This window comes from Lysobacter niastensis (assembly GCF_031457115.1).
Classification (GTDB): Bacteria; Pseudomonadota; Gammaproteobacteria; order Xanthomonadales; family Xanthomonadaceae; genus Lysobacter_J; species Lysobacter_J niastensis_A.
Genome location: NZ_JAVDVY010000001.1, coordinates 1,296,935 through 1,316,362, shown reverse-complemented (window position 1 = coordinate 1,316,362; position 19,428 = coordinate 1,296,935). Strand labels below are relative to the sequence as shown.

16 protein-coding genes are annotated in these 19,428 nt (G+C 68.1%); 7 read left to right on the top strand and 9 right to left on the bottom strand.

Annotated features, from left to right (window positions below):
• Positions 1-24: 24 nt before the first annotated feature.
• Entirely contained in the window at positions 25-1,116 is a 1,092-nt protein-coding gene (locus tag J2X06_RS05985) for an NADH:flavin oxidoreductase/NADH oxidase (protein WP_430539505.1), read from the bottom strand.
• A gap of 74 nt (positions 1,117-1,190) precedes the next feature.
• Here J2X06_RS05985 and tilS point away from each other — a divergent pair, with 74 nt between their 5' ends.
• The 3 genes from tilS to J2X06_RS05970 all read left to right on the top strand — a co-directional run bounded on the left by tilS (position 1,191) and on the right by J2X06_RS05970 (position 3,761).
• Complete coding sequence (tilS, locus tag J2X06_RS05980; protein ID WP_310059585.1) at positions 1,191-2,486, top strand: tRNA lysidine(34) synthetase TilS; 1,296 nt, start codon at positions 1,191-1,193, stop codon at positions 2,484-2,486.
• Positions 2,487-2,584: 98 nt separating this feature from the next.
• Complete coding sequence (locus J2X06_RS05975) at positions 2,585-2,857, top strand: exodeoxyribonuclease VII small subunit (protein WP_310059582.1); 273 nt, start codon at positions 2,585-2,587, stop codon at positions 2,855-2,857.
• Between the two features lie 7 nt (positions 2,858-2,864).
• Positions 2,865-3,761 carry a polyprenyl synthetase family protein gene (locus tag J2X06_RS05970; protein ID WP_430539504.1) on the top strand — a complete coding sequence of 299 codons (897 nt, stop codon included), beginning with the start codon at positions 2,865-2,867 and terminating at the stop codon, positions 3,759-3,761.
• 237 nt (positions 3,762-3,998) lie between these two features.
• Here the strand turns inward: J2X06_RS05970 and J2X06_RS05965 are convergent, their stop codons facing one another.
• Together J2X06_RS05965 and pmbA are read right to left on the bottom strand one after the other, a co-directional pair.
• Positions 3,999-4,415 (bottom strand): DUF4870 domain-containing protein, encoded by a 417-nt coding sequence (locus J2X06_RS05965; RefSeq protein ID WP_310059579.1) that lies wholly within the window; start codon positions 4,413-4,415, stop codon positions 3,999-4,001.
• Between the two features lie 230 nt (positions 4,416-4,645).
• On the bottom strand, positions 4,646-6,028 hold the full coding sequence (gene pmbA, locus J2X06_RS05960) for a metalloprotease PmbA (protein WP_430539503.1): 1,383 nt from the start codon (positions 6,026-6,028) through the stop codon (positions 4,646-4,648).
• A 121-nt stretch (positions 6,029-6,149) separates the two neighbouring features.
• Here pmbA and yjgA point away from each other — a divergent pair, with 121 nt between their 5' ends.
• Positions 6,150-6,737: a ribosome biogenesis factor YjgA gene (yjgA, locus tag J2X06_RS05955; protein WP_310059576.1), complete on the top strand. Its 588-nt coding sequence runs from the start codon at positions 6,150-6,152 to the stop codon at positions 6,735-6,737.
• 212 nt (positions 6,738-6,949) lie between these two features.
• On the opposite strand, the gene tldD is transcribed toward yjgA, so the two are convergent.
• The 4 genes from tldD to J2X06_RS05935 form a co-directional block, all read right to left on the bottom strand.
• Entirely contained in the window at positions 6,950-8,392 is a 1,443-nt protein-coding gene (tldD, locus tag J2X06_RS05950; protein ID WP_310059573.1) for a metalloprotease TldD, read from the bottom strand.
• A gap of 154 nt (positions 8,393-8,546) precedes the next feature.
• Positions 8,547-12,407, bottom strand: a complete 3,861-nt coding sequence (locus J2X06_RS05945; protein ID WP_310059570.1) for a YhdP family protein — start codon at positions 12,405-12,407, stop codon at positions 8,547-8,549.
• A 120-nt stretch (positions 12,408-12,527) separates the two neighbouring features.
• Entirely contained in the window at positions 12,528-14,015 is a 1,488-nt protein-coding gene (gene rng, locus J2X06_RS05940; protein WP_310059568.1) for a ribonuclease G, read from the bottom strand.
• The gene (locus tag J2X06_RS05935) at positions 14,012-14,626 is read right to left on the bottom strand and encodes a Maf family protein (protein WP_310059567.1); all 615 of its coding nucleotides are present in this window, start codon (positions 14,624-14,626) and stop codon (positions 14,012-14,014) included. Before J2X06_RS05935 ends, rng begins: the two co-directional genes overlap by 4 nt.
• Before the next feature lie 120 nt (positions 14,627-14,746).
• On the opposite strand from J2X06_RS05935, the gene J2X06_RS05930 reads away from it, so the two are divergent.
• On the top strand, positions 14,747-15,523 hold the full coding sequence (locus tag J2X06_RS05930; RefSeq protein WP_310059564.1) for an SIMPL domain-containing protein: 777 nt from the start codon (positions 14,747-14,749) through the stop codon (positions 15,521-15,523).
• A gap of 151 nt (positions 15,524-15,674) precedes the next feature.
• A complete protein-coding gene (locus J2X06_RS05925) occupies positions 15,675-16,355 on the top strand; it encodes an energy transducer TonB (RefSeq protein ID WP_310059561.1) in 681 nt (226 codons plus the stop codon).
• A 298-nt stretch (positions 16,356-16,653) separates the two neighbouring features.
• Here the strand turns inward: J2X06_RS05925 and rlmH are convergent, their stop codons facing one another.
• Entirely contained in the window at positions 16,654-17,124 is a 471-nt protein-coding gene (gene rlmH / locus J2X06_RS05920; RefSeq protein WP_310059557.1) for a 23S rRNA (pseudouridine(1915)-N(3))-methyltransferase RlmH, read from the bottom strand.
• 149 nt (positions 17,125-17,273) lie between these two features.
• On the opposite strand from rlmH, the gene J2X06_RS05915 reads away from it, so the two are divergent.
• The gene (locus J2X06_RS05915) at positions 17,274-18,836 is read left to right on the top strand and encodes an alkaline phosphatase PhoX (protein WP_310059554.1); all 1,563 of its coding nucleotides are present in this window, start codon (positions 17,274-17,276) and stop codon (positions 18,834-18,836) included.
• 138 nt (positions 18,837-18,974) lie between these two features.
• Here J2X06_RS05915 and rsfS read toward each other — a convergent pair whose 3' ends face one another.
• On the bottom strand, positions 18,975-19,403 hold the full coding sequence (gene rsfS / locus J2X06_RS05910) for a ribosome silencing factor (protein ID WP_310059551.1): 429 nt from the start codon (positions 19,401-19,403) through the stop codon (positions 18,975-18,977).
• Between the last annotated feature and the right edge of the window lie 25 nt (positions 19,404-19,428).

Here is a 19,428-nt window from a genome sequence, read left to right as displayed (position 1 = left end):
AGGCGGGAGAGGGCTGAGAGCACATCACCACGCGCGCAGGTATTGCTCGGGCGCGTGCAGCTCGCCCTCCAGTTCCTGTGCTGCGCGGCGCGGGAAATACGGATCGCGCAGCAATTCGCGCGCAAGCAGCACCACGTCCGCTTCGTCGCGATCGATCACCGCCTGCGCGTGATGCGGCTCGGTGATCAGACCGACGGCGCCGGTGGCGATGCCGCCCTCGCGGCGGATGCGCGCGGAAAAAGGCACCTGGTAACCCGGCTGCACCGGAATCTTCGCGCCGGGCACGAGGCCGCCGCTGGATACGTCGATCAGGTCGACTCCGCGCGTGGCGACGATGCGCGCCAGCTCGATGCTCTGCTCCAGATCCCAGCCGCCTTCCACCCAGTCGGTCGCCGACACGCGCAGCCATAGCGGCAGGCGCTCGGGCCAGACCTTGCGAACCGCGTCGATCACCTCCAGCAACAGCCGCATGCGATTGTCGAAGCTGCCGCCGAAGGCGTCGGTGCGACGGTTCGACAGCGGCGACAGGAACTGGTGCAGCAGATAGCCATGCGCGGCATGCAGCTCGATCACGCGAAATCCGGCCGCCAGCGCGCGCCATGCGGCGCTGGCGAAGTCGTCGATGACATTGCGCAGCTCGATGTCGTCGAGCGCATGCGGAAGCGGCGAAGTCTCGCTGAAGACCAGCGCCGACGGCGCCACCGGCGTCCAGCCGCCTTCCTCCGGGGAAACCGCGGCTCCGCCCAGCCACGGCGGCGCGGTACTGGCCTTGCGCCCGGCATGCGCCAACTGCACACCGGGAATCGCCCCCTGACGTGACATGAAGCAGGTGATGCGCGCCCAGGCCTCAGCCTGATGGTCGTTCCACAGGCCGGTATCGGCTGGCGAAATACGCCCTTGCGCGGTGACGGCGCTGGCCTCGGCAATGACCACCGCGGCGCCACCGACGGCGCGGCTGCCCAGATGCACGAGATGCCAGTCGTTGGGCACGCCATCGACCGCCGAGTATTGGCACATCGGCGAAACCACCAGTCGGTTGCGCAGGGTCAGCGAACGCTGTTGTAGAGGGTCGAAAAGCCGGGCCACGGCGTGAGTCTCTTGTGATGACGTATCCATAATGAGGCGCCGATCACACCAACGCAGCCTCACCAATGGGTTGCTGCATTCCATGGCCGTGGCACCATCAGCGCATGGCTACCGTCGACGCCACCGGACTGTCCCACGCCCTCCACGACCGGCCCGATGCGCCGGTGTGCGCGGGATTCAGCGGCGGCCTGGATTCGACGGTCCTCCTGCATCTTCTGGCGAGCGACGGCGTCGCGCAGGGATTGCGGGCGGTGCACGTGCACCACGGCCTGCATCCCCAGGCCGATGCGTGGGCGGAGCATTGCAGGCGGACCTGCGAGATGCTGGATGTTCCGCTGACCGTGATGAAGGTGAGCGTCGAACGCAACGGACAGGGCCTCGAGGCGGCCGCGCGCGCGGCGCGCCATGCCGCGTTCGAGGCGACGCTCGCGCCGGACGAAGTGCTGGCACTGGCGCATCACCGCGACGACCAGGCCGAGACATTGCTGCTGCGCGCGTTGCGCGCGTCAGGTCCGGAAGGCCTGGCGGCGATGCGTCGCTGGCGCGGGTTTGGCCATGGACGCCTCTGGCGCCCTCTGCTCGATCAGGGGCGCGACACGCTGGCCGCGTACGCCAATGCGCATGGCCTGCGTTGGATCGATGACCCCAGCAATGCCGATACCGCGTACGACCGCAACTTCCTGCGCCAGCAGGTGATGCCGCTGCTACGGCAGCGCTGGCCGCATGCGCATTCTGCACTGGCGCAATCGGCCACGCGCTGCGCCGATGCCGGCGACCTGCTCGCCGAATCCGATCTCGCGGCGCTCGCCGATGTCAGCACGGCGGATCCGAACTGCCTGGTGCGCAGCCGCCTGTCCGCACTGCCTGCCCCGCGCCGTGCCCGCGTGCTGAGGACCTGGACGGCACGCCTCGGCCTGCCGCCGCTCCCCGCACACGCCATCGCGCAGATCGAAGCCGACGTGCTCGGCGCCCGCGCCGATGCCGAGGCCGAGTTCTCCTGGCACGGGGCGGTCGTGCGCAGTTGGCGCGACCTGCTGCACGCCGGGCCGGCGCGACCGCCGTTGCCGACGGACTGGCGCTGCGCCTGGGACGGCCGTACACCGTTAGCCTTGCCTCTCGGCGGGCTGTTGAGGCTCGAAGGCATCGGCGGATTCGGCGCGGACGTGATCGTCGGCGCGCGCCAGGGCGGCGAACGCATCGTGTTGTCGGGGCGTTCCCATTCGCACTCGCTCAAGCACGTGCTGCAGGACCTCGGCGTGCCGCCGTGGGTGCGCGAGCGCATGCCGCTGCTGTCCGATGCCGACGGCCGCCTGCTCGCCGTCGCCGACCTGGCTTACTCGGCCGATTTCGATGCCTGGTTGCGCGAATGCGGAGCCTGGCTGCGCTGGGACGAGCAATAGGCCGTCGCATCCGCCGGCCATCGTCTCAAACCGCCTACACCGACGATTGAAGGCTGCCAGCGATTGACCGCCTGCCGATGGGGTCGCAAACTTCGCGCATGCCACGCAAGCCCGACAACGAACCCTCTCCGGTCGCCGATTTCGAACGGTCGCTGGACGCGCTCGAACAGCTCGTCGAGAAGATGGAGCACGGCGAGATGAGCCTGGAGGAATCGCTGGCCGCCTACGAACGCGGCGTAGGCCTGTACCGCCGCTGCCAGACCGCGCTGGAGCAGGCCGAACTGCGCGTGCGCCTGCTCAGCGATCCGCAGGAACCGGCCAGCGCCGAGCCATTCACCGCGCTGCCGCCGCAAACGCCCGGCGATGTCTGACCCGGTTTTGACGGGTCAAGTCCAGGCCGGTCACCTTCTGTCTGGCTGGCGCGAGCGCGCCGACTCAGCACTCGCGCAGGCCCTGCCCGATCCGCAATCCTCGCCGCAGGCGCTGCACGCCGCGATGCGCCACGCCGTGCTGCTCGGCGGCAAGCGGATGCGGCCACTGCTGGTGCATGCCGCGGGACATCTGTTCGGCGTCGATGACGACGTTCTGGACGCGCCCGCGAGCGCGGTCGAACTGATCCACGCCTACTCGCTGGTCCACGACGACCTGCCGGCCATGGACGACGACGCCCTGCGTCGCGGCCAGCCGACCGTGCATGTCGCGTTCGACGAAGCCACCGCCATCCTGGCCGGCGATGCGCTGCAGTCCCTCGCTTTCGAGGTGCTGGCCGGCACGAAGGTCGACGACGCCACCCGCGTCGCACTGTTGCGAACGCTGGCCGTGGCCTCCGGCGCCGCGGGCATGTGCGGCGGACAGGCGCTGGACCTGGCGGCGACCGGCAACGGCAGCGCGCTGCCCGTCGCTGGTCTCGAACGCCTCCATGCGCTCAAGACCGGCGCGCTGATCCGCGCCGCGGTGCGCATGGGCGCGCTGTGCGGCCATGCCGGCGACGACGACCTGCAGCGTCTGGACCGCTACGCCGCGGCACTGGGCTTGGCCTTCCAGGTGCGCGACGACATCCTCGACATCGAGGGCGACAGCGCCACGCTCGGCAAGACCGCGGGCAAGGACCAGGCGCAGGACAAGGCGACGTTTCCGGCGTTGATCGGACTGGCGGCCTCGCACGCCCGCCTTGAGGAACTGCGCACGGCGATGTCGGACGCCATCGCCCCGTTCGGCGAACGTGCCGGCGCGTTGGCTGCGCTTGGCCGCATGGCGATCGAGCGCGACCGCTGATACCTGTCAGCGCTGGCGCGCTGCAGTTCGCTTTGCTCCTTTCGACAGCCCTCTCCTCGTTCGTCCTGAGCGTAGGCCGCCAGGCCGAAGTCGAAGGTCGGGCGGCCAGCAGACTCGCCCGTCATCAGCCCTTCGACTTCGCGACTGCGTCGCTACGCTCAGGGCGAACGATTGAGACGTGCTGAAAACCGAAGGGAGCGAGCCGGCGGAAAGACTCCAGCCGGCCCGCAGGTCGCCCTACTTCACCAGTCGCAGCGTGAATGGATAACGGTAGCTGATGCCGTCGTTGGCCTTGACCGCCGCGATGATCGCGAACACCAGCCATGCAATGCCGACGACGCACCAGGCCGGGATTGCAATCAGGAAACCGATGCCAAGCGTGATGAACACCAGCACCCACAATGCGAAGAACACGATCGCGACGGTGATGTTGAAGTTGAGCGCTTCCTTGGCCTGGTCGTCGACGAACGGCATGGTCTCCTTCTTGACCAGCCAGATGATCAGCGGGCCGAGGAACGTGCCCCAGCCGCCGACGCCGGACGTCAGCAGGGCGCCGACGATGGCCGACAAGTGCGCGAACATCGCCCATTGCCGCTGATCGGCCGGGACACCGCTTGCGGTGCCGCTGTCGGGTGCCTGGTTGATTTCGCTCATGACGACTTCCTTGGAAGGTTTCAGGACACTCTCGGCCGCAAAGATGACCGGGTCAAGTGAAGCCGGTTGGGTGTCCATTTTGGCGTCATCCCAGCGAAAGCAGGGATCCACTTGCAGTTGCCTTGGCCGGGGAAGAGCAAAATCAAAATGGATCCCAGCTTTCGCTGGGATGACGGCTTCAGGGCTGTAGGCTCGCGCCTCCCGCGTCGAGCATCGAGCGCCGGGCGCTCTCAGGTCTCGCCCGCCACGGTCATCCGCCCGACCAGGATCGAACCGGTGCGCACGTGCGAACGCGGATCGACGTCGCTGCCGACGGCTTCGATCGCCGCGAACATCGACTTGAGGTTGCCCGCGATGGTGATGCCGTCGACCGGATACTGGAGGCGGCCGTCTTCGATCCAGAAACCCGCCGCACCGCGCGAGTAATCGCCGGTGACGGTGTTGACGCCCTGCCCCATCAGTTCGGTGACCAGCAGGCCGCGGCCCATGCCACGCAGCATGGACTCGAAATCGCCGGCATTGGCCTCGACCTGCAGGTTGTGCACGCCGCCGGCGTTGGCCGTGGTCGTCAGGCCGAGCTTGCGCGCCGAATAGCTGCTGAGGATGTAGCGCTGCAGCACGCCGTCCTTCACCAGCGGCGACTCGACTGTCGCCACGCCTTCAGCGTCGAACGAACTGGAACGGAAGCCGCGTGGCAGGAACGGCAGTTCGTCGATGGCGAACCAGTCCGGGAACAATTGGGTTCCGGCCGCATCGACCAGGAAGCTGGCGCGGCGATAGAGCGCACCACCCGACACGGCGCCAAGCAGATGGCCGATCAGCGATCGCGCCATCTCGTTGGAGAACAGCACTGGATACTCGCCGGTGGCGATCTGTCGCGGCGCCAGGCGCGATGCCGCGCGTTGAGCCGCCTTGCGGCCGATCGTCGCCGCCGATTCGAGATCGTCCGCCGACAGTCCGATGCTGTACCAGCCATCGCGCTGCATGGCATCGCCGCGTCCGGCGATCAACGCGCACCCCAGGCTGTGCTGCGTGCTGCGCTCGCGGCCGATGAAGCCGTGCGAGTTGGCGTAGACGCCGATGCTCTCGCCGGTGCCGACCGAGGCGCCGTCGGAGTTCTCGATGCGCGCATCGGACTCGCGGCCGGCCTGCTCGCAGGCCAGGGCCAGGTCGATGGCGCGGTCGGCATCGATGACCCAGGGATGCCAGGCGTCGAACTCGCGCATGTCCGTGGCCATCAACGCGGCGTCGGCCAGGCCCGCGGCGGCGTCGTCCTCGGTATGGCGCGCGATCGCGCAGGCCTGCTCGACGGTGGCGTCGAGGCTGTCCTCGCGCAGGTCGGCGGTGCTGGCGCTGCCCTTGCGGTGGCCGAAATAGACCGTTACGGCGATACCGCGGTCGCGGGTGGATTCGACGGTCTCGACCTCGCCCATGCGGACGTTGACGTTGAGGCCGGATTCCTCCGAACAGGACACCTCGGCCTGGCTGGCGCCGCGGGCGCGGCAGCGTTCCAGCAGGCGCTGCGACAAATCGGCCAGCGCATCCAGCCGGGCATGGCTGTCACCGAGGGAGGCCGCGTATTGCGGCGCGTTGGAAGGAGCGATCACGTTCAATGGCTTATCCTTGTACCGTCGTTCCCCGGGCGCCGCCCGGGGAAAAGTGGCTTTGTAACGACCGCGCGGCGAACACGACACCGGGTTCGCTGCGCTGGATCGGAAATACGGGAATCTTGCGATGCGTGGTAGAGACGAAGAAAGCGGGGAGTTCCTGAGCCCCAGCCGCAGCCAGAACCGGCGCGAAGCGCTGGAGGTGCTGGCCCTGGGCGAGAAACTGGTATCGCTGACCGAAGCGCAGCTGGCCAAGCTGCCCGTGCCCGACTCGCTGCTGCCGCACATCCGCGAATGCAAGCGCATCACCGCGAACATCGCGCACAAGCGCCAGCTGGCGTACCTGGCCAAGCAGATGCGCCGCGAGGACGATGAGGTGCTGGAAGCCCTCCGCGACGCGCTCGATGAAAGCGGCGATGCCGCCCGGCGCGAGGTCGCGGCGATGCATCGCATCGAGACCTGGCGCGAGCGTCTGCTCGACCAGGGCGACGCGGCGCTCGCGGAACTGCTCGACGAGTACCCGACCGCGGACCGGCAAAAGCTGCGTCAGCTGGCGCGCAGTGCGCTGGACGAACGCAAGCGCAACAAACCGCCGCGCGCCTATCGCGAGCTGTACCGGGCGCTGCGCGAGATGCTGCTGGGTGGTGCTGCGGGCGGCGCGGACGATGTCGCCGATGAGCGTGACGACGACGCGCTCGACGAAGGCCAGGATTAAGGCGCCGGAAGCGAAGCTCCTGTTCACCGTTCGCCCTGAGCGCAGCGAAGCGGTGTCGAAGGACGAGCGGCGCGGATCCGTAACGGTCTCGGTCCGTCCACCCTTCGACTTCGCGACTGCGCCGCTACGCTCAGGACGAACGGGGTTAGTTGGATAGCACTTCGCGGCGGGCAGTTTCATGGCTGACCCTTCAACGGGCGAAGCACGCCTGATCACGCCTGCGTGCCGCCCACGGTGATCTGGTCGATCAGCAGCGACGGTTGTCCGACGCCGACCGGTACGCTCTGTCCGTCCTTGCCGCACACGCCCACGCCCTCGTCGAGGGCGAGGTCGTGGCCGATCATCTTGACCCGCTGCATCGTCTCCGGGCCGTTGCCGATCAGCGTCGCGCCCTTGACCGGCGCGGTGATTTTCCCGTCCTCGATCAGGTAGGCCTCGGTCGCCGAGAACACGTACTTGCCGCTGGTGATGTCGACCTGTCCGCCGCCGAAGTTCACCGCGTACAGGCCCTTCTTCACCGAGCGGATCATCTCTTCCGGATCGTGCGGACCGGCCAGCATGTAGGTGTTGGTCATGCGCGGCATCGGCAGGTGCGCGAACGATTCGCGGCGGCCGTTGCCCGTCGGCGCCATGCCCATCAGGCGCGCATTGAGCGTGTCCTGCATGTAGCCGACCAGCACGCCGTCCTCGATCAGCGTCGTGCAGTGCGTCGGCGTGCCTTCGTCGTCGATGTTGAGCGAGCCGCGACGTCCCGGCAGCGTGCCGTCGTCGACGATGGTGACACCGGGCGATGCCACGCGCTGGCCCATGCGACCGGCGTACGTGGATGTGCCCTTGCGGTTGAAGTCGCCCTCCAGGCCGTGGCCCACAGCCTCGTGCAGCAGCACACCGGGCCAGCCGCTACCGAGCACCACCGGCATCACGCCGGCCGGCGCATCGATGGCTTCCAGGTTCACCAGCGCCTGGCGCAGCGCTTCGCGGGCCAGTCTTTCGGGCTTGTCGCCGTCGAGCAGCTCGGCGTAGCTGTAGCGCCCGCCTCCGCCGGCGTATCCGCTCTCGCGGCGGCCGTTGTGCTCGACGATGACCTGCACGTTCAACCGCACCAGCGGGCGCACGTCGGCCGCCAGCACGCCGTCGCTGCGCGCAACCAGGATGGTGTCGACGCCGCCGGACAAGCTCACCATCACCTGCTGCACGCGCGGATCGGCGGCGCGCAGCATCTTGTCGATGCGGCGCAGCGTTTCGACCTTGGCTTCGTTGCCGTAGCCGTCGATCGGATCCTCGGCCGGATACAGGCTGCGGCCGCCTCCCCGCACCAGCGAGCGCGTCGATTGCGTCGCGCCGTCGCGGGCGATGGCACGCGCCGACTTCGACGCGGCCAGCAGCGCCTCGGTGTTGATCTCGTCGGAATAGGAAAAGCCGGTCTTCTCGCCGCTGATCGCGCGCACGCCCACGCCCTGCTCGATCGAATGCGCACCGTCCTTGACGATGCCGTCCTCCACCGTCCAGCTCTCGCGGCGGGCGTGCTGGAAGTACAGGTCACCGAAGTCCACGCCCGGTCCCAGCAGCGTGCCGAAGGTGCGCTCGAGTCCGCCGGCATCTAGCCCGGCAGGCAGCAGCAGGCGGGTTTCGGCGATCTGGATCGGTAGGTTCATCGGAGGATTTCGTTCAGGTGAGGGGACGTTATACGGCGTCTGCGCGGGTCGGGCGCCTGCCGGAAGCCGAAGGGGCCGCTGCGGATCGCTCGGCCCAGCCGCATCCCTCAGAGATGCGGCCATAGCCTGCCGGTTCAACGGCTGCCGGCCTGCGTTAACGGACAGCTTCAGCCGGGGGCGGCTCGTCCGGGACCGAGGACGCTCGGCTCTGCTCGCTGCCGATCACCTCGACCTTGGGCTCCTTCCATGGCCCCGTGACCCGGTAGGTGCGCGAGGCCATCTGTCCCAGCGGCTTCTGCAGCACCGCGTTGGCGGCGGCGCCTATCGCCGCGCCGACCGGCCCGCCGGCAATCGCGCCGGCCACGGTCAGCAGGTTGCCGGCCTTGGGCCGCACTTCGATGGTCTGGTCGAAACTCTGCGCGCGCAGGTTGGCGGTGCCGTGAATGCCGATCGCCGCCGCCGGACCATCGATGGTCAGCTGGTCGGTGCGGGCCATGCCGCCGCTGAAGTCGACCCGACCGCCGGCCTGGTTGAAGGCGAAACCCTTGGAGAAGAAATCGCGGAAATCCAGCATCAGGCGACGGGGAAGCTGGGCCAGGCTCAGCAGGCCGAGCACGCGACCGGCGCCGGGCTCGACCTCCAGCAGGCGACCGTTGCGGATATCCATGACCAGGCTGCCTTCCAGCGTCGCCAGGTTGAACGAAGCCGGGCTGCCGGCCCAACCGGCGTCGAACTGCATCGTGCCTTCGCCGCCGCCCAAGCGATTGCTCATCCCGAAGCCGCCCATCAGGGCGCCGAAATCCTCGCTGGCGATGCGGATGTCCATGTGCGTGCTGGCGCTGTCGCCGCGTCCGGTCCAGTCGCCCGTGACGTCGATGCGCTGCTTGTCGGCGCGCGTCTGCAGCTGGTCGATGTGCAGGCCGTTGCCCGTCGGGCGCGTGCGCAGTCGGGCTGATCCGAGCTTGGCATCGGCCACGCGCAGGTCGGTGAAGTCGATGGCCAGCGGCGGAATCTTCGCCGGATTGAACGGATCGGCGGGGGCTGGTGCAGCGGCCCCGGTACTGTCCGTCGACGCCGTAACGGTCGCCGGGCTCGCGCCCGCGCCGCTCGGCGCCCGCCAGTGGAATCGGTCGAAACGACCGGCAATCGTGGCGCCCTCGCCCGCCGGGATCAGCAGCGCGCCCTCCAGCGATTCGCCTTCGGTCTGCACGGCGGTGGCGCCGCGCGAGGCCGGCACCACAACCACACGCGTATCGGCGAAGGCGCCGCCGAGCAGGTTGAGCTTCTGCGCCACAACGTCGATGCGCTGCAATGGCAGCCCATCGCCCTCGCCCCCGTGCATCAACGCGATCCAGTCGATCGCATCCAGTGCTTGCGCGCGGCCCGTCGCCACCAGGCCGTGCGCGGGCGCGGCCTCGTCGACACGAGCGCTGCCCAGCGCGATGCGAACGCCGGTCTGGCCGTTTGCGCTGCGCGCGCGCACGGCGATGCGCTGGCCCAGGTTGACCAGGATGTCGCCGCTGCCCATCGGCAGTGGCGTCTCGACGCTGGTGGCCAGTGCTTCCCCGGCGGGCTTGCGCAGGGGTTCGGGCAGGGTGAGTTCGGTGCCGACCAGCGACGAGCGCAATTGCAGCAGTGCAGCGACTTCCTTGCCGGGAGCGGGCCTGGGAATCAGCACGCCCACCGTCCACGACGACTGGCCTTCCATGTGCGGCTTGAGCCAGGCCATTTCGGGGGCGCGATCGAGCAGCGCATCGGCACCGAACATCGCATCCAGCCCGGCTTCGAAGACATGGTTCTTGTCGCGGGTGAAATCGCCGGCGCGCAGCGCCAACTCGCCGGGACGTCCTTCGTGCAGCACGCGCAGGTTGTCGGCGCGGAACCCGCCCTGTGAGTATTCGGCGCTGCCGTTGACGCGTTCGAGATCGAGCTTCCAGCGACGTTCGGTCAGCCGTGCATCCTTGAGTTCGACCGTGCCGCCAATGCGCGGATGCTCGCCATGTCGCAGCGGCAGGTCGAGGTCGAAACCCACCTTGGCCGCGCCGCGTGCGCTGAGGTTGTCGAAGGTGTCGCGATAGGTGGCGTACAACGGACTCTGCCGCAGCAGCGTGAGCAGTTGCGCGGCATCGCCGCCGCCCTGCGCCTTCACGGTGAGGTCGCCGTCGCGATAATGGTCGATGCCGGCCTGCAACTGCTGCAGTTCGACGCCGAGCAGGCGACCTTTGCCGGTGAGGTCGAAACCGTCGGCGACGAAGCGGACATCGCCCTCAACCGAGTCCGCGGCCGGCCAGCCGGGCTGGAACTTCAGTGCCGTGCCCGCCAGGTGCGCGCTGGCTTCGAAGCGGCCGTCGTGGGCCACGAATGGCCAGTCGTCGAGATCGCCCGTCACGATGGCACGGCCGTTCTGCAACCGTCCGTCGAGCAGCGCGTCATCCAGCCACTTGATTACCGACGCGGGCATCTTGTGACGGACCCAGAAACCCTTGGCTACCGGGATCGCGGTTTCGTCGATATCGGCGGCGAGGTCCATCCACGGACGCGATCCGTCGCCCTGCCACCACATGCCGCCGCGCGCGGTGACGCCGAGTGTGTCGCTCTTTATGCGCAATGCCGGCGTGCCGATGCGCCAGCCATTGCCTTCGCGCCAGCCGCTGATCAGGCCGGTCAGGTGGACGGTGTGCGCCACCCCGAACCCGCGCGGCCAGTTGAAGGTCATCGCTGATCGGGGATCCAGGCGCAGCATGAATCCATCGGCATCGCCTTGAAGATCGCCTGCCAGTCCCAGCACGCCGGGCGAATTACCGACCGCCGCGAATCCGAACGAGGCGATGCGGGCCTTGGCCCGCATCGGACCGCCGCGCTTGCCCGCAAGGTCGATGTCCTGCAGCGAAGCGCGCGGCTGCGCGGTCTTCACCCACTGACGCAGGCCAGGGGCCATGCGATCGCTCAGCGCGGCAACGGCGAACAGGGGACCCGCATCGATCCGGTCGGCGTGCAGCGCATAACGCTCCCCACCGGCGACCATCAGGCCGTCGAGCGTCTGCAACTGGGCGCCGCTGCCGATGCGCAGCCTGGGCGCATCGAAGCGCCAGCCACCGTCCACCAGGCGCCAGCGGGCGCGTGCCTCGACGCGCTCGAATCGCACTCGCGGGATGGCGGACGCTCGCGACGAAGCGTCGGCGCGGCCGCGCAGGCCCACGCCATCCAGCGCTACCACGGTGGTGACCTGCGAGACGCGATGCCCGCGCAGTTCCGCCCACGCTTCGGCGCGTCCGTGCCCGGATTCGGCGATCACGCCGGCCATCCGTGTCAACGCCGACCATGCCGCGATATCGGCCCGCGCCGCCACGGCGTAGGCCCGTCCGTCGCCGCGCTTGCGATCGAAATCCAGCGCCGCATCCAGAGGGGCGGCATCCGGGCGGGCCCAGATCCGCGCGCCTGCTCGGACACGGTCGCCCAGGACCTGCAGGCGCAGATCGATCTTCTCCACGCGCGCATCGATACCCAGCGCCGGCGCCTGCACCGCCAGCTTGCCGCCGATCACCTGCAACTCGCCCAGGCGCTCCAGCGCATGCATCGGATCGCCGCCCGCCTGTTGCTGGCCCGGCAGGCCACGCACCTGCCAGCGCCCGTCATCGGTGCGCTGCAGCGTCAGGTCCAGGCCGCGCAGGCGCAGTTCGGAGAACGGATGGCCCGGCAACAGGCCGGCATAGATCGACACCAGCATCTCGGTGTCGCCGATGACGAACGACTGCGCGCCCCTGCCGATGCGCAGGTTGTCCAGGCGCAGCAACGGACCGCGGCGCGTCCAGGCGGTGTCGATGCGATCGAACGCGACGGGCTGCCCCGCGCGCTGGCTCAACCATGCGGCCACGCGCTGCGGATGACGCTCTGCCATCGGCAGCACCTGGCTGAGCGCACCGAGCAGCACCGCGATCAACACCAGCGCCACGGCCACGCCATAGACGAAGCCGCGGCGGGCCAGGCGTATGCGACGTCGCAAAGGCGTCGGCATTACAGCGTTCCTGCGCCCTGGAGAGGGTTGGGGTGAGAAGTAGCTGCAGCGAAGCGAAGCCGGGAAAGAACGGCCCTCAACCTGGCCCGGTCCCGCACGCAGGAGTGTGCAGCGAACGCGTCAAAGCAGCACGACATCGAACTGCTCCTGCGCATACTGGTCGTCTGCCTGGAAGCGGATCGACTTGCCGAGGAATTCCTCCAGCTCGGCCACCGCGGCCGATTCCTCGTCGGTAATGCGCGCCACGACCTTCGGCGAGGCGATCACCAGCAGGCGCTGCGCGTCGAACTGGCGCACCTGGCGGACGATGTCGCGGAAGATCTCGTAGGTCACCGTTTCCGGTGTCTTCAGCATGCCGCGGCCGCCGCACTCATGGCAGGGCTCGCTGAGCTGCCGCTCCAGGCTCTCGGTGGTGCGCTTGCGCGTCATCTCCACCAGGCCCAGCGGCGAGAATTCGTACACGGTGGTCTTGGCATGGTCCCGCGTCAGCGATTTTTCGAGCTGGCGCAGCACCTGGCGACGATGCTCGGGATCGAGCATGTCGATGAAGTCGATGATGATGATGCCGCCGAGGTTGCGCAGGCGCAGCTGCCTGGCCACCGACTGCGCCGCTTCGAGGTTGGTGCGGTACACCGTTTCCTCGAGGTTGCGCTGGCCCAGGAACGAGCCGGTGTTGACGTCGATGGTGGTCATCGCCTCGGTCTGGTCGATGACCAGGTAGCCGCCGGATTTCAGCGGCACTTCCTTGTCCAGCGCGCGCTGGATCTCGTCCTCGACGCCGTACAGGTCGAAAATGGGTCTTGCACCAGCGTAGTGCTCGATCTTCTCGTCCAGGCCCGGCATGTACTGGGCGGCGAACACGCGCAGGCGGTCACAGGTCTCGCGCGAATCCACGCGCACTTTCTCGACGTCGCGGCGCATCAGGTCGCGCACCGCGCGCAGCGGCAGGTTCAGGTCCTCGTAGACGCGCTCGCCGACGCGCGCGCTCTGCGAGCGCTCGGCGATCAGCGCCCAGGCGCGGCTGAGGTAGGCGATGTCCTCAGCCAGCGCTTCCTCGGGCTGGCCTTCGGCATTGGTGCGCACGATGTAGCCGTGCGCCTCGCCCGAGGGCGCCAGCGTGCTGACGTGGTTCTTCAGGCGCGCGCGTTCGGCCTCGTCCTCGATGCGCGCCGACACGCCGACCACGCGCGTGCGCGGCAACAGCACCAGGTAGCGCGAGGGAATGCTCAACTGCGTGGTCAGGCGCGCGCCCTTGCCGCCGATCGGGTCCTTGACCACCTGCACGATGATTTCCTGGCCCTCGCGCAGCAGTTCGCCGATGGGCCGCGTGGGCGTGGGCGGCAGCGGCGCCTGGTCGCCCTCGCCTTCGGACACCTGCGCCGGCTTGACGATATCGGCGGCGTGCAGGAACGCGGCGCGCTCCAGGCCGATCTCGACGAACGCGGCCTGCATGCCCGGCATCACCCGCTGGACCTTGCCCTTGTAGATGTTGCCGACCACGCCGCGACGCCAGCCGCGCTCGATGTGCAGCTCCTGCAGCATGCCGTTCTCGACGACGGCCACGCGGGTCTCGCGCGGTGTGACGTTGACCAGGATCTCTTCGGTCACGATGCCACTCCGGCACGGACCACGGGATCGCGCACAACAGGGAATGGCCCGTAGCCGAATCCTTCCAGCAGCTTCGCGGTCTCGTGCAGCGGCAGGCCCATCACGCCGGAGAAGCTGCCGGACAGGCGTTCGACAAAAACTTCCGCCGCGCCCTGGATGCCGTAGGCACCGGCCTTGCCCTGCCATTCACCGCTGGCGATGTAGGCGGCGATGTGCGAATCGTCCAGCGGCACGAAACTGACTTCCGACAGCGACACGGTCTGCGCCTCGCGCCCGGCAGACACCGCCGAGACGGCGGAGATCACCAGGTGCGTACGCCCGGCCAGGCGCCGGAGCATGGAAGCCGCGTCGTCGGCGTCGCGAGGCTTGCCGAAGACTTCATCGTCGAGCACCACTTCGGTGTCGGAACCCAGCACTACGGCTGACGGGTTAGCCACCACCTTGAGCAATCCTGCGCCGGCCTTCTCGCGGGCGACCCGACGCACGTATTCTTCCGCCGGCTCACCGGGTTGGCGATGCTCGGGAATGTCAAGATCGAGCACGCCGAAATCCAGGCCAAGACGGGCCAGAAGTTCGCGGCGACGGGGAGATTGGGAGGCGAGATATAACATTCTTGCAAGCATAACCCGCGCTGACTGAGCGCCGCCCCGCGGATCACTCCGTAACCCCGACCGGGCTCACGAATCGTTCACCGGATCGACAAGACCCTTTCCCCACCGATGGAGTTCTACATGCAGCACCTGAGCCGGACCCGCTCACCTTCCTCTTCACGCTTCGTGCGCCCGCTCGTCCTGGCGGCCGCACTCGCTCTTGGAACCCTGCCCGCCATGACCGCCTCCGCCCAGTCGGTGCCCGCGTACGTCCCCACCGACGGCACCCTGCTCAACGTGTCCGCCCAGGCCGAGGCCAAGCGCGTGCCCGACATCGCCACGCTGTCCACCGGCGTGGTCACCCAGGCCCCCGACGCCAACGCCGCCATGCGCGCCAACGCCGAGCAGATGAACAAGGTCGTGGCCGCGATCAAGGCCGCCGGCATCGCCGATCGCGACGTCCAGACCAGCGGGGTCAACCTCAACCCGCAATACCACTACACCGAAAACCAGCCGCCCAGGATCACTGGTTACCAGGCCAGCAACACGGTCAACATCACCGTCCGCGACATCGGCAAGCTCGGCAAGATCCTCGATGCGCTGGTCGCCGTCGGCGCCAACCAGATCAATGGCCCAAGCTTCGACATCGACGACAAGAAGAAGGACGCGGGCTACGACGAAGCGCGTCGCGCCGCGGTCGAGAAGGCGCAGGCCCGCGCCGAGATGTACGCCAAGACGCTGGGCGTGCGCGTGCGTCGCATCGTCAGCATCAGCGAAGGCAGCGGGTTCCGTCCGCCGATGCCCATGCCGATGATGGCGATGGCGAAGATGGAGCGCGACTCGGCGGCTCCGCCGATCGAGCCGGGCGAGAGCACGCTGTCGGTCAACCTCGACGTGGTGTTCGAACTGGGCAAGTAAGCCCGTCGGATTGGAAATGCAACGAAGGCCCGCATGCGCGGGCCTTCGTTTTTTAGGAACAGCGCGTCTTCCATCAACCCCGTCGCCATCGCTGGTGCGTTCGCCTGGATGCAGTCCGACCTTTCGACTGCGCTCAACCAGGAGGTGGCCCATGGCGTACGCGATTTCCCATCCGCAGGCCGGCGTGTTCCGGTTCCCCGCGACCTCGCTCGACGTCAACCGCATCGCGGCCCAGGCCGGGACCGTCGTGGTCAATGCGGTGCTGCTGATGCTGCTGTTGGTGCCGCTGAACGCGCCGGCACCGCTGGCGCCCCCTGAGCCCGGGACGGAGGCGGTCTGGATCCAGCGGGAGAAGCCCAGACCGCAGCTGGTGCAGTTCACCAACGACAAGCCCCGGCCGCGGTCCACTACGGCGACACGCCAGCGCATGGAAGCCAGAACGGCGCCGGTCGATCCGATCGTTCCCGTGCAGGCGGATGACCTCGTTTCGCCGGTATTGCCTGAAGTCCCCGACGACTCGCTCGCCCGCGTCGAACCGTTCGACCGTGGCATGCCGATGGCGGGCGCATCGTTGCAGGCGTTGATGTCTCCGGCTCCGCCTTATCCGCCGCAGGCCGTGCGGGATGGTCTTACCGGCATCGTCGAGTTGGAAATCCTGGTGGGTGTCGATGGCCGGCCCATCGAGGTGACGATCGTCCGAAGCAGCGGCCACCGCATGCTCGACCAGGCCGCGCGGCGCGTGGTGATGACCCGCTGGACGTTCCGTCCGGCGATGCGCGATGGACAGGCCGTGCAGGCGATAGGCCGCGTGCCGATCGAGTTCGTGCTGTAGCGGCGACTGTCTCTGCTTGGGACAGCCGAAGGGGCGATGCAACTTCGGCTGTTTCATCCTGGTCGGCCCGCGTCGCCAAGCGATTCCCCCGCCCCCGCTGTCGTCATCCCAGCGAAAGCCGGGATCCATTTTGCATCTGCTCTGCTTTTTGCCTCGCCTGCTTGGAATTGCATCGGCCCGAAAAACAATCAAGCAAGACAAGGTCGGGCAAAACAGCAACGGCAAGATGGATCCCGGCTTTCGCCGGGATGACGGTTCAGTGAGTCTGGTTTGTCGGGGAATGCGCGGAGAATCCCGCCTAAGCGCGGTGATACGGATGATTCGCCAGCAACGCCGCCGCGCGATACAGCTGTTCTGCCGCCACCAGCCGCACCAGCATGTGCGGCAGCGTCAGCGGCCCGAGCGACCAGCTCTCGTCGGCACGCGCCAGCACTTCCTGCGCGTGGCCTTCGGGACCGCCGATCAGGAAGGCGAGATCGCGGCCTTGTCCGCGCCAGTGTTCAAGACGCTGCGCGAGCTGTTCGGACGACCAGGTCTTGCCGCGTCCATCCAGAGCGATCACATGCGGCAGCTTCGGCAGCGCCGTCAACACCCGCGCCCCTTCCTCCTGCATTGCACGCGCAGGATCGCGTCCCTTGCCACGCAATCCAGGCTCAACCTCCACCAGCTCCAACGGAAGCCAGTGCGACAGGCGCTTCTGGTATTCGGCGAATCCTTCCGCGACCCAGCGCGGCGCGCGTTCGCCCACGGCGATCAATTTGGCCTTCATGGCGTCATGTTAGTGGAGTCATAGCGTCACCCGAACTTCACGGCGGCGATCACATTCCGACGCACTGACATGGCGGCGTCATACGACGGTTATCGAGCGCTCCTAGCCTCGCGGGTGTTTCACCTCCCCCAGCCAAGCAGGAGCCGCAGATGTCTGCAATCCACCTCTCCCGCCGCCAGGTCCTCAAGGGCAGCGCCGCCGCCATGGCGATGGGCGCGATCGGTAGCCTCGGTGCGCTGTACTCGCGCCAGGCACGCGCCGCTGCCACGGGTTCGACCTGGTCCGCCCCCGTTCCGAGCCGCTATGGCGCACTAGCCCCGGTCGCCGACCGCACCACCGGCCTGCCCTTGCTGCAACTGCCTGCCGGCTTCAGCTACAGCTCGTTCGCCTGGACCGGCGACCGCATGGCCGATGGCCAGCCCGTACCGCCGCGGCACGACGGCATGGCGGTCATGCAGGCGCAGGGCCTGGCGCTGGGCTTGAGCCGGCACGGCCGCGGCCAAGGACATGGGCCCGCGCTGACACTGATCCGCAACCACGAAATCGGCGCCAGTGCGGCCCCCATCCTCGCCCCCGGCACCTATGACGCCGGTTCGATCAGCACGGATGGGCTGCGCCCTGGCGGCGGCACCACGACGCTGCATTTCCGCGACGGCGATTGGCTCGAGGCCGAAGCCAGCCTGGGCGGCACGCTGGTCAATTGCGCCGGGGGCCGCACACCGTGGGGCACGTGGCTGAGTTGCGAGGAGATCAAGACCGATGCGCTGTCCAGCACCGGACGCAAGCACGGCTACGTGTTCGAGGTGCATCCGGATGCCGAGCGCACCAGCGGTCGACCGCTCGTCGCGCTCGGTCGCTTCAGCCACGAGGCGGTCGCGGTGGATCCACGCACGGGCTACCTCTACCTGACCGAAGACGACCGCAACAAATCGGCGTTGTACCGCTTCATCCCCAACGACCGCGCGGGCCGCCCGGGCTCGCTGGAGAATGGCGGCCGACTGCAGGCGGCGCGTGTGCGTGGCCGTGCGAATGCCGACCTCGTCGTGGCGCAGATCGGCGATGAGTACGTGCTGGAATGGGTCGACATCGCCGATCCGGACCTGGATTCGATCCTCGCTCCGACGGGTTTCCCCGACATTTCCGCGGGCGACACGCTCAGCGGACCGTTCGCGCAGGCGTGGAGCGACGGCGCGCTGCGCATGAGCCGTGGCGAAGGCATCTTCCATGCCGATGGCAGGATGTTCATCGTCGACACCAGCACCGGCATCGACGCGCGCGGCCGTCGCGGCCGCGGTTACGGCGCCGTGTGGGTGCTGGATCTTGCATCGCAGCGCCTGAGCGCGCTGTTCGTCAGCAGCGACCAGAGCGCGGCACACAATCCCGACAACATCACCGTCAGCCCGCGCGGTGGCGTGGTGCTGTGCGAGGACCCCGACGCCGCACCGTCCGGCAGTCCCGATGCGTACGGCCCAGGCACCCGCCTGGTCGGCCTGACCCGCGCTGGCGAGCCCTTCCATCTGGTGAAGAACAACGTCGAACTGACCTCGACCCGGATCGCAAACGCGGGCAAGCAGGTCGCCGAAGGCGACTACCGCGACAGCGAATTCTGCGGCGCCTGCTGGAGCCCTGAAGGCCGCACGTTATTCGTCAACATCCAGACACCGGGGATTACGGTGGCCATCACCGGGCCGTGGGAGCGCGGGAACCTATAAGCGGCTTTGGCCTTGGCCTCGAAAGCTTGCGTTCGCTGGGATGACGTTATCGAGTGCTTGAGCAGTCCAACCAAATTGCCCAAAAGCGAACGGCGCCCAAGGCGCCGTTCCTTCAATCAGCGCAGTGCCAGCCGCGCGTCAATACCGCTGCTCTGCACCGGTCTCGACTTCGTCCTCGTACTCGCGCGGCGGCTGGTCGCCGACCGTCCACAAGCGCTCCAGCGCATAGAACTCGCGCACGCGCGGCAGCATCACGTGCACCACGACGTCGCCGAGGTCCACCAGCACCCATTCGGCCTCGCGCTCGCCCTCCACGCCCAGCGGCATGACATCGAGGTTCTTGGCGAACTTGACCACTTCGTCGGCGATCGACTTGACGTGGCGGGTCGAGGTGCCCGAGGCGATCACCATGTAATCGGTGACGCTGCTCTTGCCCCGTACATCGATCTCGACGACATCCTTGGCTTTGAGCTCCTCGACCGCGGCATGCACTGTTTTCAGGAGGACGTCCGTCGCGGGGGGCGGACTGGGCATACGGGTCTTGATGACGTGGGCTTGGCTGGTCAAGGGAGCTGGACTCTGGGGCTATCGA

Coding starts and splice junctions, on each gene's coding strand:
- rlmH (WP_310059557.1), bottom strand. CDS start 17,124: ATGAAGGCCAAATTGATCGCCGTGGGCGAACGCGCGCCGCGCTGGGTC.
- J2X06_RS05915 (WP_310059554.1), top strand. CDS start 17,274: ATGTCTGCAATCCACCTCTCCCGCCGCCAGGTCCTCAAGGGCAGCGCC.
- tldD (WP_310059573.1), bottom strand. CDS start 8,392: ATGAACCTACCGATCCAGATCGCCGAAACCCGCCTGCTGCTGCCTGCC.
- J2X06_RS05975 (WP_310059582.1), top strand. CDS start 2,585: ATGCCACGCAAGCCCGACAACGAACCCTCTCCGGTCGCCGATTTCGAA.
- J2X06_RS05925 (WP_310059561.1), top strand. CDS start 15,675: ATGGCGTACGCGATTTCCCATCCGCAGGCCGGCGTGTTCCGGTTCCCC.
- J2X06_RS05935 (WP_310059567.1), bottom strand. CDS start 14,626: ATGTTATATCTCGCCTCCCAATCTCCCCGTCGCCGCGAACTTCTGGCC.
- J2X06_RS05930 (WP_310059564.1), top strand. CDS start 14,747: ATGCAGCACCTGAGCCGGACCCGCTCACCTTCCTCTTCACGCTTCGTG.
- J2X06_RS05945 (WP_310059570.1), bottom strand. CDS start 12,407: ATGCCGACGCCTTTGCGACGTCGCATACGCCTGGCCCGCCGCGGCTTC.
- yjgA (WP_310059576.1), top strand. CDS start 6,150: ATGCGTGGTAGAGACGAAGAAAGCGGGGAGTTCCTGAGCCCCAGCCGC.
- tilS (WP_310059585.1), top strand. CDS start 1,191: ATGGCTACCGTCGACGCCACCGGACTGTCCCACGCCCTCCACGACCGG.
- J2X06_RS05965 (WP_310059579.1), bottom strand. CDS start 4,415: ATGAGCGAAATCAACCAGGCACCCGACAGCGGCACCGCAAGCGGTGTC.
- J2X06_RS05985 (WP_430539505.1), bottom strand. CDS start 1,116: ATGGATACGTCATCACAAGAGACTCACGCCGTGGCCCGGCTTTTCGAC.